This window comes from Bacillus sp. 22483 (genome assembly GCF_052044605.1).
GTDB lineage: Bacteria > Bacillota > Bacilli > Bacillales > Bacillaceae > Bacillus > Bacillus altitudinis.
Map to the genome: position 1 here is coordinate 81,702 of NZ_JBQENU010000001.1, position 14,327 is coordinate 96,028.

The following is a 14,327-nucleotide window of genomic DNA, read 5'->3' on the forward strand; positions in this document are numbered from 1 at the left end:
TGTTTCGTGAAAAAAGGTGGTACCGCGAAAAAGCTTTTTCGTCCTTTTATAAGGATGAGAAGGCTTTTTTTATGTTTCATCAGCCGAAAAAATGTGGAGGTAACACAAATGGAAACAAATAATCAAGAAATGCCAACAAAGTACGATCCAAATGCGATTGAAAAAGACCGCTATTCGTACTGGCTTGAAGGGAAATTCTTCGAAGCACAAAATGACAAAACGAAAGATCCATATACAGTCGTCATTCCTCCACCAAACGTGACAGGAAAATTACACTTAGGGCATGCTTGGGATTCAACCCTTCAAGACATCGTGACTCGTATGAAACGGATGCAGGGCTATGATGTTTTATGGCTGCCAGGAATGGACCATGCGGGTATTGCAACACAAGCCAAGGTAGAGGCGAAGCTTCGCGAAGAAGGTGTGAGCCGCTATGATCTCGGACGTGAAAAATTTGTAGAAGAAACGTGGAAGTGGAAAGAAGAGTATGCCGATTTTATTCGCAGCCAGTGGGCGAAAATGGGTCTAGGTCTAGACTATTCGCGTGAGCGTTTCACATTAGATGAAGGCTTGAATAAAGCAGTCCGCCAAGTGTTTGTTCAATTGTATGAAAAAGGATTGATCTATCGCGGAGAATACATCATTAACTGGGACCCAGCAACAAAAACGGCCCTTTCTGATATTGAAGTCATCTACAAGGATGTGCAAGGTGCGTTTTATCACTTGAGATATCCGCTTGCAGATGGATCAGGTTCGATTGAAATTGCGACAACAAGACCTGAAACGATGCTGGGAGATACGGCAGTCGCTGTACATCCTGAAGATGAACGCTATCAGCATTTGATTGGGAAAACAGTTGTTTTACCAATTACCGGCCGAGAGATTCCAATCGTCGGGGATGACTATGTCGATATGGAATTTGGATCAGGAGCTGTAAAAATTACGCCGGCTCATGACCCGAATGACTTCGAGCTTGGAAACCGTCATAACCTAGAGCGCATTCTTGTGATGAATGAAGATGGCACAATGAATGGAAACGCACTTCAATACAAAGGAATGGACCGCTTCGAATGTCGTAAACAGCTTGTGAAAGATCTTCAAGAAGAAGGCATTTTGTTCAAAATTGAGGACCACATGCATTCAGTTGGTCACAGTGAGCGCAGTGGCGCTGTAGTGGAGCCATATTTATCAACACAATGGTTTGTGAAAATGCAGCCGCTCGCAGATGAAGCCATCAATCTGCAAAAAGGTGATGAGCAAGTTCAATTTGTTCCAGACCGATTTGAAAAGACGTATTTACACTGGATGGAAAATATCCGTGACTGGTGTATTTCTCGTCAACTATGGTGGGGACACCGCATCCCGGCTTGGTATCATAAAGAAACGAAGGAAGTATACGTGGGACTTGATGCGCCAGAAGATATTGAAAACTGGGAGCAAGATAACGATGTACTTGATACATGGTTTAGTTCAGCGCTTTGGCCTTTCTCTACAATGGGCTGGCCAGATGCAGAAAGTGAAGACTTCAAGCGCTACTATCCAACCAATCTGCTTGTAACAGGCTATGACATCATCTTCTTCTGGGTATCCCGTATGATCTTCCAAGGTCTTGAATTCACAGGAGAAAAACCATTTAAAGATGTCCTCATTCACGGTCTTATTCGCGATGAACAAGGGCGTAAAATGAGTAAGTCACTTGGCAACGGAATTGATCCAATGGAAGTCATCGACAAGTACGGAGCGGATTCATTGAGATATTTCTTAGCGACTGGAAGCTCTCCAGGTCAAGATTTACGTTTTAGCTTTGAAAAGGTTGAATCCACTTGGAACTTTGCGAACAAAATTTGGAACGCATCCCGTTTTGCTCTCATGAATATGGATGGTTTAACGTACGATGAGCTTGATTTAACAGGAGAAAAATCAGTTGCTGATCAATGGATTTTAACACGCTTAAATGAAACAATTGAAAGTGTCACACAGCTTGCTGATAAGTATGAATTTGGTGAAGTGGGCAGACATTTATACAACTTCATTTGGGATGATTTCTGTGATTGGTACATTGAAATGGCGAAACTTCCGCTTTATGGAGAAGATGAAGCGGCGAAGAAAACGACTCGTTCGATCCTTGCGTATGTATTAGATCAAACGATGAGACTTCTACATCCGTTTATGCCGTTCTTAACAGAAGAAATCTGGCAGCATCTGCCTCACGAAGGTGAGTCTATTACGGTTGCGAAATGGCCTGAAGTGAAGCCTGAGCTTTCAAACGAACAGGCTTCTGCTGACATGAAGCTGCTTGTTGAACTGATTCGTTCTGTTCGTAACATTCGCAGTGAAGTCAACACACCAATGAGCAAACAAGTCGAGCTATATATCAAAGCATCCACATCTGATGTACAGGAACGTTTAGAGAAGAACCGTTCATATATTGAGCGCTTCACGAATCCAAGTGTGCTTGAAATTGGCACGGATGTTCCTGCTAGTGATAAAGCGATGACAGCAGTTATTTCTGGAGCAGAGCTCATTCTTCCGCTTGAAGGTTTAATCAATTTAGACGAAGAAATTGCCCGTCTGCAAAAAGAGCTTGATAAGCTGACAAAAGAAGTTGAACGCGTACAGAAAAAACTTGGCAATGAAGGCTTTATGAAAAAAGCGCCTGAAAGTGTCGTAGAAGAAGAGCGTGCGAAAGAACGTGATTATGTCGCAAAACGCGAAGCTGTTCAAAAGCGTATTGAAGAGCTGAAAGCATAAGAGTGAAAAGACGGCTCCTAATGAATTGGAGTCGTCTTTTTTGAAAATTTCGTATGAAATGAGAGATGACATTGTTTACAACCTATCATGAAGCCATTGAATGGATTCATAGCAGACTCGCTTTCGGTGTCAAACCGGGACTTGAACGAATGAAATGGCTGATGGACAGACTAGACCATCCTGAACAAAAAATAAAAGCGGTGCATGTGGCTGGAACAAATGGAAAAGGATCAACGATTGCATTTACTCGGTCCATTTTACAGTCAGCGGGCTATTCAGTTGGAACCTTCACCTCACCATTTATTTTAACGTTCAATGAACGAATTAGTGTAAATGGGGAGCCGATTTTGGACGAAGAGTGGCTGAGTTTGGTGAACGACATCAAGCCTTTAGTTGATGAATTAGATGATACAGAGCTTGGTGCAGCAACAGAGTTTGAGATCATTACAGCCTGTGCGTTTGCTTATTTTGCCCATGTGCACCAAGTAGACTTTGTCCTCTTGGAAACAGGGCTTGGCGGAAGACTTGATTCTACAAATGTGGCAGCGCCCATCTTAACAGCAATTACGTCGATTGGTCACGATCATATGGCCATTTTAGGCGACACACTTGATCAGATTGCAGCAGAAAAAGCTGGCATTATTAAAACTGGGATTCCGATGATCACGGCCGTTCATCAAGCGGATGCTCTTACTGTGATTCAACACAAAACCGAAGAAAAGAATGCGCCGTTTATCTCGTTATATGATACTTGTACCTTTAAGGACCAGCAGCCGACAGAAACAGGTGAACGTTTCACATTCACTACCCCAAAAAGGGAGTACTCGCAGCTAGAGACAGGGTTAATCGGAACGCATCAAAGGCAGAACGCCTCCCTTGCCGTTCTAATGATCGAATGGCTGGAGCAAGAAGGATATATCCATGTGCTAGATGAGCAAGTGTATGAAGGAATTCGGCAAGCGGTGTGGGCTGGAAGATTTGAAAAGATCCAAGATGAGCCTCTTGTTTATTTAGATGGTGCTCATAACGAAGAAGGAATGGACCGTTTAATCGAAACTGTACAAGCTCATTTTTCTAGTAAACAGGTTCATGTATGTTTTAGTGCGTTAAAAGATAAACCTTACAAACAAATGATCGAGAAGCTTGAAAGGATTAGTTCATCGATTCATTTTGTTTCCTTTGACTTTCCAAGAGCTGAGTCAGCGGAAAAGCTTTATGATTGCAGTCATTTAGAAGCAAAATCGTTTGATGAAGACCCTCGTGCAGTGCTTGACTTCATTCAGAAGAAAAGAGATGACCCTTCAGCAATGATTCTGGTGACAGGTTCCCTTTATTTTATCTCAGATGTACGAAGTCGTATTTTACAGTAAGGAAAAGACGCACATTGCTTCTATGCAGTGTGCGTCTTTTTTCTTTTGATATGTAGGAGAGGGGGAAAATCACTTTTTCGCAAGGTGATCAAAGGTGAATCGCTATGGTACAATCCGGTCTATTCTATTTACGGAAGGAGTCACCTAATTTGATTGATTTTTTTATGTTTTTCACAGGCATGGTCATGGGGTCATTTTTTCATCTAGTTGGTGAGAGGCTTCCAATGAAGCGGTCTATTCTTTTTCCTCGTTCACACTGCGGAGCTTGTAAAGAGCCGCTTTCTTTTCACGACATGCTCCCGCTTGTTTCTTATATTGTATTGAAAGGGTCATGTAAGCATTGTGGAACCCGGCTCTCTTTGCTTTATCCACTGGTTGAGCTGTTGACAGGCGGCCTTTTTTTCCTCGTTTATAGACATGCTGGTTTCTCTTTTGAGGGCCTTTTTCTTGTGAGTCTATGTAGTTTATTCGTGATTGCTGTCGTGAGCGATCTTTTTTATATGAGAGTACCCAACGAGCTCTTTCTCTTCTTTTTTCCTCTTTTCGCCATATACCGCACGCTAGAACCGCTTTTTATTTGGTGGGAAGGAGCGGCATCTCTTCTTATTTGTCTTCTTTTGTTTTATAGTTTTGAACATTTCAAGCCAAATAGTATGGGGGGAGCGGATGTCAAACTATTTGGTGTGCTTGCATTTTGCTTCGGATTTAAGCCGTTTCTGACCATTCTTTTTCTTTCGTCTGTCACTGGAATGGTTTACGCAAAGGTGTTTTCTTACAAGGCAAATGAACCCTTTCCTTTTGTTCCTGCCATCGCTTGTTCTTTCTGGCTTTATCTTTTTTGTGGTGATCTGTTAAACCCAATTCGCGATTTTTTTGGATGAGAAAATTGGCGAACACTTTTTGAACCTGCCGACAAAAGTCTTGTTCTTTTTTTTATTGGCTATGTTAAAGTGTGAAACAGAAAGAAGGACGGGTTACATTCGCGCTATTTCATTGGACAGAAAGGTCTTTCTTACAAACAATGTCAGAAAGCGGGGAATGACAGTGAAAAAAAGGCAGGCAAAAAAACAAGGGTTAAAGGTCAATATTAATGGCAAGGAAGAAATGCTGCATGGAGAAGAGCATCAACCTCAAAAACAGCAAGAGGATCAAGTGACGTTTTCGAACTGGGAGGAAAAGAGGCAGTCGGAACAGGAGACAGCCGCTTCCGAGGAGGAACCGTCCAAACCGAAAGAAGAAGATTTTCAATGGGACGATGCAGCTGATCACATTTACCATTCGGATCCAAAGGTCGTCACACCTTATCAAAAGAAAAAAGGTTCTTTTGACCAGAAGTTCAGTAAAAATCGCGGTCCCTTCAAACGAGTGATGACTACGATTGTGTTTGCAGTCGTTCTAGGGACAGGCCTCGGTGTATTTGCATTAAGTTTAAGTAAAGATGGGTCTGCCAATCCATCAGGAGGCGATCATATCAGCGTCTCAGCATCTGGAAGCGGACCTTCGGCGAAAGCTGGGGGAGATGCGCCACCGGCTGATCTTGCAGATACGTCAAAGGACAATGAAGGTGAAAAAAGTGCATCAGGTCATTTTTCAACCTTTGTGGTGCAGGCTGGAAAGTTTTCTTCTGAAAAAGGAGCAGATGACTTAGTGGACAGTTTAAAAGAGGCAGGATATGCAGGTAAAAAGGTATCAATGGATGATGGATATTATGTGATTGCCGGACTTGCCACAGAACAAGGGATGACAAGTGCCGTTGGGAAAAAATTGATCGATCAGCACTTTGAAGCATGGGGAGGAAAAGAGCTCTCGTTTCAAGTGCCGGATGAGCTGACAGGTTTAATAGAGAAGGCATCTGTCTTATCCTCTAAGATGATTGCAGGAGATGATGTGGATCAAAAAGAAGTCACTCAGCTGATTTCTGAACTCGAAAATGCCAAAACAACCGATGCACCAGCTAAAAGCAGTTTGCTGAAAGCTGTACAGCTTTTAAATGACCCATCTGCTGAAAATGGCTGGAAATCTCAGCAAGCGCTATTAGATCAACTAAATACGTAAAATCATGTTTTTAACAGCCAAACTAGTCAAAAAATGACTAGTTTTTTTCTTTTGCTTCCAACATAATGATGTAGGAACATGAAAATGGCATTTTCGTCAATTGTCGGTAAGATGTTCATTTGATAGGATGAATGGGTATCTTACTTCTTAGGCTAAACCCTGAAAGGATGAACAAACATGAACCAGTTAATACTCGCATCTCAATCACCTAGAAGAAAAGAATTGCTTGATTTAGCAGGGTTTTCTTATGACATTCAGGCAAGTGATTTAAAAGAAGAAATAAATCGAAACCTTTCTCCTGCTGAGAACGTCCAATGGTTGGCAGAACAAAAAGCAAATGATATTCAAAAAATACATCCCAAAGCTGTGATCATTGGTGCAGATACAATTGTTGCAATTGATGGCAAATGTCTTGGAAAGCCAAAAGACAAGAAAGATGCAGCCTCAATGCTTCAATTATTGTCAGGTAAGACACATCAAGTCTTGACTGGTGTCACGATTCAATCAGAGAATAGAAAAGAAACATTTTATGAACAGACAGACGTGACATTTTGGCCGCTTACACAAGATGAAATAGACCGCTATATTGAAACCAGTGAGCCTCTTGATAAAGCTGGAAGCTATGGCATTCAAGGAAAAGGTGCCCTGTTTGTACAAAAAATAGACGGTGATTATTTTTCCGTTGTAGGACTCCCTATTGCTAAAACAGTCAGAGTGCTTGAAACATTTGGTATCACCCCTTTTTGATGACGGGAAGGAATCAAAAAAGGAGTGTAGATCTTGAATCATTTCCCTATGCTGCTAAAGCATTTTCCTCATGATGAAAAGCCGCGCGAACGATTTGTCAAATATGGCCCAAGCAGCTTATCAAACCATGAACTTGTCGCGATTCTTTTGAGAACAGGTACAAAAAAGGAATCAGTTCTTCAAGTGTCCGCAAGACTTTTACAAACATTTGGTGGTCTTCGTTCTGTGAAGGAAGCTTCGATTGAAGAATTGTCAAAGATTCGAGGAGTTGGAAAAGCGAAGGCGATCTCTCTTTTAGCTGCTTTAGAACTCGGCACTAGATTACACCATCAAACGACGGACAATCGTTATGTGATCCGCACGCCGGAGGATGGTGCGAATTTTGTGATGGAAGATATGAGATTTTTGACGCAGGAGAATTTCGTTTGTCTTTATCTCAATACCAAAAATCAAGTTCTTCATAAACATACTGTGTTTATCGGAAGTCTAAATTCGTCGATTGTTCACCCGCGCGAAATTTTTAAAGAGGCCTTTAAACGTTCGGCCGCTTCATTTATATGTGTGCACAACCATCCATCTGGAGATCCGACGCCCAGCAGGGAAGATATTGAAGTCACACAGCGACTTTTTGAATGTGGGAAGCTGATTGGAATACAGCTGCTTGATCATCTAGTGATCGGTGATCAAAAATTTGTGAGTTTGAAGGAAAAAGGGTATTTGTAACACTTTTTTTTTCAATGTTTTACGATATAATAGAGTTTATGAGTTTTTCCCTAAAGGGAATTTTGGTTTAAGAAAGGAAGATACATACATATGTTTGGAATTGGTACAAAAGACCTTGGAATAGATCTTGGAACAGCGAATACGCTTGTTTTTATTAAAGGAAAAGGCATTGTTGTGAGAGAACCTTCGGTCGTAGCTTTGGAAACTGATACGAAGTCTATAGTGGCGGTTGGAAATGACGCTAGAAACATGATCGGTCGTACACCTGGTAATGTTGTGGCACTGCGCCCAATGAAAGACGGAGTCATTGCAGACTACGAGACGACAGCAACAATGATGAAATATTACATTAATCAAGCATTAAAAGGTAAAGGGCTTTTTGCTCGTAAACCTTACGTGATGGTGTGTGTACCATCTGGTATTACAGCAGTAGAAGAGCGTGCAGTCATTGATGCAACAAGACAAGCTGGTGCTCGTGACGCATACCCTATTGAAGAGCCATTTGCTGCGGCAATCGGTGCTAACCTTCCTGTATGGGAGCCAACTGGAAGCATGGTTGTAGATATTGGCGGCGGTACAACAGAAGTAGCCATTATTTCACTTGGCGGTATTGTGACATCTCAATCGATCCGTGTTGCAGGAGACGAAATGGATGATGCGATCAGCAGCTACATTCGTAAAACGTATAATCTTATGATTGGTGATCGCACGTCAGAAGCGATTAAAATGGAAATCGGTTCTGCGCAGCCTGACGTACATGATGAGATGGACATTCGCGGCCGTGACCTTTTAACAGGTCTGCCAAAAACGATCTCTATTACGGCAGAAGAAATTGCAAAAGCGCTTCGCGATACGGTGGAAACAATTGTCGATGCGGTCAAAATGACACTTGAAAAAACGCCACCTGAGCTAGCAGCAGATATTATGGACCGTGGAATTGTGTTAACAGGCGGCGGTGCATTGCTACGTAATCTTGACAAAGTCATTAGTGATGAAACAAAAATGCCGGTCATTATTGCTGAAGATCCGCTTGACTGTGTGGCGATCGGAACAGGGAAAGCACTAGAACATATTCACTTGTTCAAAGGAAAATCTAAAGATAATCGATAATTGGGCGTAAATAAAGAGGTGTAAGACATGCCGCAGTTTTTTATGAATAAAAGATTAATGTTGCTCCTTGTCTGTGTCATCGTACTGGTGGCCATGATTGGTTTTTCAGTGAAAAGCGGCAGAGGTGCTTCATGGCCGGAAAAATTAGTGGGGGATACGACAGGCTTTTTTCAAGGTGTCTTTCATAAACCATCACAATTTATTGCCGGTATTTATGGGAACGTACAAGATTTAAAGAACACATATGATGAAAACGAGCGACTTCGAAAAAAACTTGATGGACAAACCCAATATGAGGCGAAACTTCAAGAACTAGAAGATGAGAACAAAAAGCTTCGCAAGCAGCTCGGATATGTGAACTCTATTCGTGACTACACGCCCATTCTTTCAACAGTCATTGCGAGAAACCCGTCCCTTTGGGATAGTTTTGTCATGATTGATAAAGGGAAAAAACAAGGCGTTGAAAAAGATATGGCGGTCACAAATGAGAGTGGTGCGTTAATTGGGAAAATTGAAAGTGATAAGCTCAACAATTTTACGTCGACTGTAAGGTTGCTAAGCTCTACAGATCAAAATAATAGAATTTCAACGAAAATTTTTGCGAAAAAGGGCAAAGAAGAACTCAATGGAATCATTAACGGTTATGACAGCAAGAAAAAAATGCTGACAATGAACATTTTAAAATCCGATGCTGATGGGGATGTCAAAAAAGGAGATCTTGTTGAAACATCTGGAGCAGGGGGCGTATTCCCGCAGGGCTTGACGATTGGAAAGGTAAGCGAAATTGAGCCGGACCATTACGGACTGACAAAAATTATTTATGTAGAACCAGCTGCTGAACTCAATAATTTAGACCGTGTGATTGTTGTGAATCGCAGCACAAGTACGGCAGACGCATCTCAATTAACGAAGGAGGAAGGCTCGTGAAACGTGTCCTTCTTGCTTTCGTCATGTTGTTTATTTTCGTATTTGACAGTATTTTTGTCGATTTAGTGAAGCTCCCATTTGTTTCAGACAATCAAATTTTAGCGCCTCATTTCATCTTACTCGCACTTGTATTTATGACAGCTTTTGTGAATCAAAAATATGGTGTGATTTATGGATTTATCTTTGGACTTTTATATGATATTTCGTATACAGGTATTCTTGGTGTTCATATGTTTGGCTTTGGTGCGCTCTGCTATTTGTTAGCAAAAGCCTTCAAAGTCCTCCAAACGAATATGTTAGTCGTTGTCTTTCTGTCGGTGATTGCTGTTGCAGTGATGGAGTTTTATGTGTACGGTGTTCAAGCGACGATTCAACCAGATATTATGCCTTTTAATACGTATGTCATCGAACGCTTTATTCCAACGATTCTTTTAAATACTGCTGCGTCTCTCATACTTGTTGTGCCGCTTAGGCTCTTTTTCATCAATGTGAAACAAGGACTGATCGACGAATAAAAGCAGGAGTTTGTCCAATTACGGCGAAATGAGTATGTTGTTGAGGTGAGCATCTTGAAAACTCAAAAACAGCAGTATGTGACAATAAAAGGTACAAAAAACGGATTAACATTACAGTTAAATGATGACTGTTCGTTTGAAGACCTTCTTTCTGGCTTGCGAGAGGTTCTTTTACTTGAGCAATATACAGATGGAAGAGAAGGACATAAAGTCAATGTGCATATTAAACTTGGTTTTCGATATTTAACAGAGGATCAAGAGGCGCGTTTAACTGAAGCGGTGTCTGAAAATGAACATCTCGTCATTCACTCTATTGAAAGTGACGTCATGTCAACTGAAGAGGCGAGACGTTTAAAAGCAGAGGCTGAGATTACTTCTGTAGCAAAAATTGTACGCTCTGGACAGGTGCTTTATGTCGAAGGGGATCTTTTATTAATAGGAGATGTCAACCCTGGCGGAACCATTCGTGCAGGGGGGAATATTTTTGTGCTCGGTGCATTAAAAGGTGTAGCGCATGCTGGATGTAATGGAAACAAACAAGCTGTGATTGCGGCATCTCATATGATTCCAACCCAGCTTCGTATCGCACAGGTGTTTAACCGTGCACCGGATCAAAAAGAAGATGGAAATGAAATGGAATGTGCTTATTTAGATATAGATGGCAATATGATCATTGAACGCCTGCAGCAATTGGCTCATATAAGACCTAATCTGACAAGGCTTGAGGGAGGAATGTGAAATTGGGCGAGGCTATTGTGATTACCTCAGGAAAAGGCGGCGTTGGCAAAACAACAACATCTGCAAACTTAGGCACAGCACTAGCAATTCAAGGGAAAAAAGTGTGTCTAGTTGATACCGACATCGGCCTTCGGAATTTAGATGTCGTGATGGGGCTTGAAAACCGCATTATTTATGATCTAGTCGATGTAGTAGAAGGAAGATGCAAGATTCACCAAGCGCTTGTGAAGGATAAGCGGTTCGAGGATCTTTTGTATCTTTTACCTGCTGCTCAAACAAGCGATAAAACGGCGGTAGAGCCGGAGCAGATCAAAGAATTAATTCAATCATTGAAACAAGACTTTGATTATGTTGTCATTGATTGCCCTGCTGGAATTGAGCAAGGCTTTAAAAATGCTGTATCAGGTGCTGACAAAGCGATTGTGGTCACGACACCTGAAATCTCAGCTGTGAGAGATGCAGACCGAATTATCGGCTTGCTGGAACAAGAGGATATTGAACCGCCTCGTTTGATTGTGAACCGCATTCGTACACACATGGCGAAAAATGGCGATTCGATGGATGTGGATGAAGTTGTCCATCATTTATCAATTGATCTTCTCGGCATTGTAGCCGATGATGATGATGTCATTAAGGCTTCAAATAATGGTGAACCGATTGTCATGGATGCTAAAAATAAAGTTTCCATTGCGTATCGCAATATTGCTCGCCGCGTACTAGGTGAATCCGTTCCTCTTCAATCCTTTGAAGAAGAAAACAAAGGGATGTTTGCAAAGCTGAAAGCATTTTTCGGTGTAAGAGCATAATGATTCACGTGAGATGAGACCGATTCGATGAGAATCGGTCTTTTTGTTGCATATCATATGAGGTCGCCACATAAAATGTACAAACTGTTTGTATGTAAAGGGTGATCTTATGAAAAGAGTGGACGAGTATCGAAAGAAAATAGCGCAGCGCCGCAAAATGAAGCAGCCAGCTGCTGCCCCTAAGAAGGCAGCTTTCAAGAAGAAAGATGATATTCCGCCATGGGTCTTGTTAACAGAAGAAGAAAAGCATTCTGGCTCGGCTTCCTACGAGTCAACTTCTCATCAGCCGAAAAAATTTCGCCATCCGTTATTTCATTCAAATACATTTGTGCTTAAATGTTTACTTTCTGCCTCTCTTGTACTGATTGCCGCTATTTCATTTAAAGGACAGGCGGGGCCTTTTCAGCAGCTAAAGCCGATGATCAGTCAAACCTTTGAACAAGATTTTCAATTTGCTGCCGCCAACCGGTGGTTTGAGAAAACTGTCGGAAACCCACTTGCCTTTTTAACCGATAAAAAAGAAGGACAAAAGGACGTACAAGCCAATCAAGAGCTGGCTGTCCCTGCCTCGGGAAAAGTGCAAGAATCCTTTACGCAAAATGGTGCCGGAGTGAAAGTTGAAACATCTGCTGAAGCCATCGATAGTATGAAAGAAGGCTATGTCGTAGAAGTGAAAAAGAAAAGTGATACGGGGCTCACAGTCGTGGTGCAGCATGCAGATAACAGCTACAGCTGGTACGGCCAACTAAAAGAAGCTGATGTGGCTTTATACGATTTTGTCGATAAAGGGGAAAAAATTGGTCAAATTGCGCTTGATGAACAAGGCAAGGGGACATATTACTTTGCCATTAAGCAAAATGAACAGTTTATTGATCCCATTCAGGTGATGACCTTTGAATAGATGGCTGCTCATGCTGACAAAGGTCCATGTTCACCCGCTCCTTTGGATAGTCATGGCATTTGCCATGCTATCAGGTCAAATTAAGCCGCTACTTTGTCTGCTCATCATCGTCTGTGTCCATGAGCTTGGACATGCAGCGGCTGCTTGTTATTATCACTGGCGGATTCGGCGGATTTTTTTACTGCCATTTGGCGGGGCGGTAGAAGTAGAAGAGCATGGCAACCGTCCGCTAAAAGAAGAACTGGCGGTCATTTTATGCGGACCGATTCAGCATGTCCCGCTCCAGCTCGTCGCCTGGCTTCTCATGGAAGCCTCACTTATTTCATATGACGTCTTTACGATGTTTACTTTTTATAATATAGCGATTTTTCTAGTGAACCTTTTGCCCATTTGGCCGCTTGATGGCGGAAAATTATTCTTTTTGCTCTTATCTGTTTTTTACCCTTTCCAACAGGCACATGCCCTTGCAATAAAAGGCTCACTCATTTTTTTCGGTCTTTTGACAGCAGGGTTACTCTGTTTTGCTCCGCTGCAATTCAACGGCTGGATCCTGCTCACTTTTTTAGCCTACTCGCTTGTGATGGAGCACCGGCAGCGGCATTATATCAGGGTACGTTTTTTACTAGAACGTTATTACGGTAAAAAAGAGCAAAAGGTAGAGAAACTCATTCCGCTGAGAGCCAGTGCTGAGGAGAAAATATATGAAGTGATGGCGCGATTCCAAAGGGGCTGTAAGCATCCCATTATTATCGAACGGAATGGTGTGAAAATGAGCCAGCTCGATGAAAATGAATTGCTCCATGCTTATTTTTCAGATCGAAGAACCACCTCTTCCATGGAAGATCTTCTTTTGCCGTACTAATGGTGAAAATACATTGACATTCAGCGTCTAATTTGATATATTTTTTAATGTTATGGATATGTAGCACCCGTGCTACAACCGCGCGGAGCAGGTGTAAAGTGCCTATTGGCCCCCTGTATTCGGCGAGTCTGAGTTTATTAGGAGGTGCAGAGATGTACGCAATTATCGAAACTGGTGGTAAACAAGTAAAAGTTGAAGAAGGTCAAACTGTTTATGTTGAAAAACTAGCTGCTGAAGCAGGTGAAACAGTTACTTTCGAAAACGTATTGTTTGTCGGCGGAGACACTGTCAAAGTGGGTAACCCTTCAGTTGCTGGAGCAACAGTAACGGCTAAAGTTGAAAAACAAGGTCGCGGTAAAAAAATTACTGTGTTCAAGTACAAACCGAAGAAAAACAACCACAAGAAACAAGGTCATCGTCAACCTTACACTAAAGTTGTTATCGAAAAAATCAACGCTTAAGGCGTGTGAGTGATATGATCAAAGCAACCATTACTCGGTCGCCAGCAGATGAAAGCATTACGTCTTTTCAGATGACTGGACATGCCGAGTTTGCTGAAAAAGGTCAGGATCTCGTTTGTGCAGGTGTATCTGCTGTTGTTTTCGGGTCAGTCAATTCAATTATTGCACTGACAGGAATGGATCCACTGCTTGATATTGGAGATGAAGGCGGGTATTTCTCTTTTGAACTGCCAGCTGATACAGATCCAGTCACCTTTGAAAAAGCCCAGTTGCTTTTAGAAGGCATGGTCGTTTCCTTAGAAACAATTGAACGAGATTATCACGATTATGTGAGAATATCTACAAAAAAATAGGAGGTGAA

At 41.9% G+C, this 14,327-nt stretch carries 15 protein-coding genes and 2 other annotated features (1 of these 17 only partly in view); all 15 genes read left to right on the top strand.

Translation table 11 applies throughout. From position 1 onward, the window contains the following. Positions 1 to 49, top strand: a binding site (T-box leader) (it extends 181 nt beyond the left edge of the window). 59 nt (positions 50 to 108) lie between these two features. The 15 genes from ACTJJQ_RS00385 (at position 109) to ACTJJQ_RS00455 (ending at position 14,319) form a co-directional block, all read left to right on the top strand. Further along, entirely contained in the window at positions 109 to 2,751 is a 2,643-nt protein-coding gene (locus ACTJJQ_RS00385) for a valine--tRNA ligase (protein WP_017358140.1), read from the top strand. A gap of 65 nt (positions 2,752 to 2,816) precedes the next feature. After that, positions 2,817 to 4,121, top strand: a complete 1,305-nt coding sequence (locus tag ACTJJQ_RS00390) for a bifunctional folylpolyglutamate synthase/dihydrofolate synthase (protein ID WP_060832483.1) — start codon at positions 2,817 to 2,819, stop codon at positions 4,119 to 4,121. Between the two features lie 149 nt (positions 4,122 to 4,270). Beyond that, the gene (locus ACTJJQ_RS00395; RefSeq protein ID WP_076822355.1) at positions 4,271 to 5,002 is read left to right on the top strand and encodes a prepilin peptidase; all 732 of its coding nucleotides are present in this window, start codon (positions 4,271 to 4,273) and stop codon (positions 5,000 to 5,002) included. A gap of 157 nt (positions 5,003 to 5,159) precedes the next feature. After that, positions 5,160 to 6,176, top strand: a complete 1,017-nt coding sequence (locus ACTJJQ_RS00400) for an SPOR domain-containing protein (protein WP_076822503.1) — start codon at positions 5,160 to 5,162, stop codon at positions 6,174 to 6,176. 177 nt (positions 6,177 to 6,353) lie between these two features. Then, positions 6,354 to 6,923 (top strand): Maf family protein, encoded by a 570-nt coding sequence (locus ACTJJQ_RS00405; RefSeq protein ID WP_017358136.1) that lies wholly within the window; start codon positions 6,354 to 6,356, stop codon positions 6,921 to 6,923. 48 nt (positions 6,924 to 6,971) lie between these two features. Further along, the gene (gene radC / locus ACTJJQ_RS00410) at positions 6,972 to 7,646 is read left to right on the top strand and encodes a RadC family protein (protein WP_026050121.1); all 675 of its coding nucleotides are present in this window, start codon (positions 6,972 to 6,974) and stop codon (positions 7,644 to 7,646) included. A 90-nt stretch (positions 7,647 to 7,736) separates the two neighbouring features. Continuing rightward, on the top strand, positions 7,737 to 8,756 hold the full coding sequence (locus tag ACTJJQ_RS00415; RefSeq protein ID WP_007501538.1) for a rod shape-determining protein: 1,020 nt from the start codon (positions 7,737 to 7,739) through the stop codon (positions 8,754 to 8,756). A 27-nt stretch (positions 8,757 to 8,783) separates the two neighbouring features. Beyond that, positions 8,784 to 9,683, top strand: coding sequence for a rod shape-determining protein MreC (gene mreC, locus ACTJJQ_RS00420; protein WP_007501536.1), 900 nt, complete (start codon positions 8,784 to 8,786; stop codon positions 9,681 to 9,683). Next, complete coding sequence (gene mreD, locus ACTJJQ_RS00425) at positions 9,680 to 10,198, top strand: rod shape-determining protein MreD (RefSeq protein ID WP_017358135.1); 519 nt, start codon at positions 9,680 to 9,682, stop codon at positions 10,196 to 10,198. Before mreC ends, mreD begins: the two co-directional genes overlap by 4 nt. A 54-nt stretch (positions 10,199 to 10,252) precedes the next feature. Continuing rightward, the gene (minC, locus tag ACTJJQ_RS00430) at positions 10,253 to 10,936 is read left to right on the top strand and encodes a septum site-determining protein MinC (protein WP_007501533.1); all 684 of its coding nucleotides are present in this window, start codon (positions 10,253 to 10,255) and stop codon (positions 10,934 to 10,936) included. A 2-nt stretch (positions 10,937 to 10,938) separates the two neighbouring features. Then, positions 10,939 to 11,742, top strand: coding sequence for a septum site-determining protein MinD (minD, locus tag ACTJJQ_RS00435; protein WP_017358134.1), 804 nt, complete (start codon positions 10,939 to 10,941; stop codon positions 11,740 to 11,742). Between the two features lie 109 nt (positions 11,743 to 11,851). Then, positions 11,852 to 12,643 carry a peptidoglycan DD-metalloendopeptidase family protein gene (locus ACTJJQ_RS00440; RefSeq protein ID WP_440599857.1) on the top strand — a complete coding sequence of 264 codons (792 nt, stop codon included), beginning with the start codon at positions 11,852 to 11,854 and terminating at the stop codon, positions 12,641 to 12,643. After that, on the top strand, positions 12,636 to 13,505 hold the full coding sequence (locus ACTJJQ_RS00445; protein WP_076822351.1) for a M50 family metallopeptidase: 870 nt from the start codon (positions 12,636 to 12,638) through the stop codon (positions 13,503 to 13,505). Before ACTJJQ_RS00440 ends, ACTJJQ_RS00445 begins: the two co-directional genes overlap by 8 nt. Before the next feature lie 66 nt (positions 13,506 to 13,571). Further along, positions 13,572 to 13,645, top strand: a sequence feature (ribosomal protein L21 leader region). Positions 13,646 to 13,657: 12 nt separating this feature from the next. Next, entirely contained in the window at positions 13,658 to 13,966 is a 309-nt protein-coding gene (gene rplU, locus ACTJJQ_RS00450; protein WP_003216781.1) for a 50S ribosomal protein L21, read from the top strand. A 14-nt stretch (positions 13,967 to 13,980) separates the two neighbouring features. After that, entirely contained in the window at positions 13,981 to 14,319 is a 339-nt protein-coding gene (locus ACTJJQ_RS00455; RefSeq protein ID WP_007501524.1) for a ribosomal-processing cysteine protease Prp, read from the top strand. The last annotated feature ends 8 nt before the right edge of the window (positions 14,320 to 14,327 follow it).

Bases quoted from the DNA above. Each gene is read 5' to 3' on its own strand.
- ACTJJQ_RS00455 (WP_007501524.1), top strand. From the start codon at position 13,981: ATGATCAAAGCAACCATTACTCGGTCGCCAGCAGATGAAAGCATTACG.
- radC (WP_026050121.1), top strand. From the start codon at position 6,972: ATGCTGCTAAAGCATTTTCCTCATGATGAAAAGCCGCGCGAACGATTT.
- ACTJJQ_RS00440 (WP_440599857.1), top strand. From the start codon at position 11,852: ATGAAAAGAGTGGACGAGTATCGAAAGAAAATAGCGCAGCGCCGCAAA.
- ACTJJQ_RS00385 (WP_017358140.1), top strand. From the start codon at position 109: ATGGAAACAAATAATCAAGAAATGCCAACAAAGTACGATCCAAATGCG.
- ACTJJQ_RS00400 (WP_076822503.1), top strand. From the start codon at position 5,160: ATGACAGTGAAAAAAAGGCAGGCAAAAAAACAAGGGTTAAAGGTCAAT.
- mreC (WP_007501536.1), top strand. From the start codon at position 8,784: ATGCCGCAGTTTTTTATGAATAAAAGATTAATGTTGCTCCTTGTCTGT.
- ACTJJQ_RS00405 (WP_017358136.1), top strand. From the start codon at position 6,354: ATGAACCAGTTAATACTCGCATCTCAATCACCTAGAAGAAAAGAATTG.
- ACTJJQ_RS00415 (WP_007501538.1), top strand. From the start codon at position 7,737: ATGTTTGGAATTGGTACAAAAGACCTTGGAATAGATCTTGGAACAGCG.
- ACTJJQ_RS00390 (WP_060832483.1), top strand. From the start codon at position 2,817: ATGACATTGTTTACAACCTATCATGAAGCCATTGAATGGATTCATAGC.
- rplU (WP_003216781.1), top strand. From the start codon at position 13,658: ATGTACGCAATTATCGAAACTGGTGGTAAACAAGTAAAAGTTGAAGAA.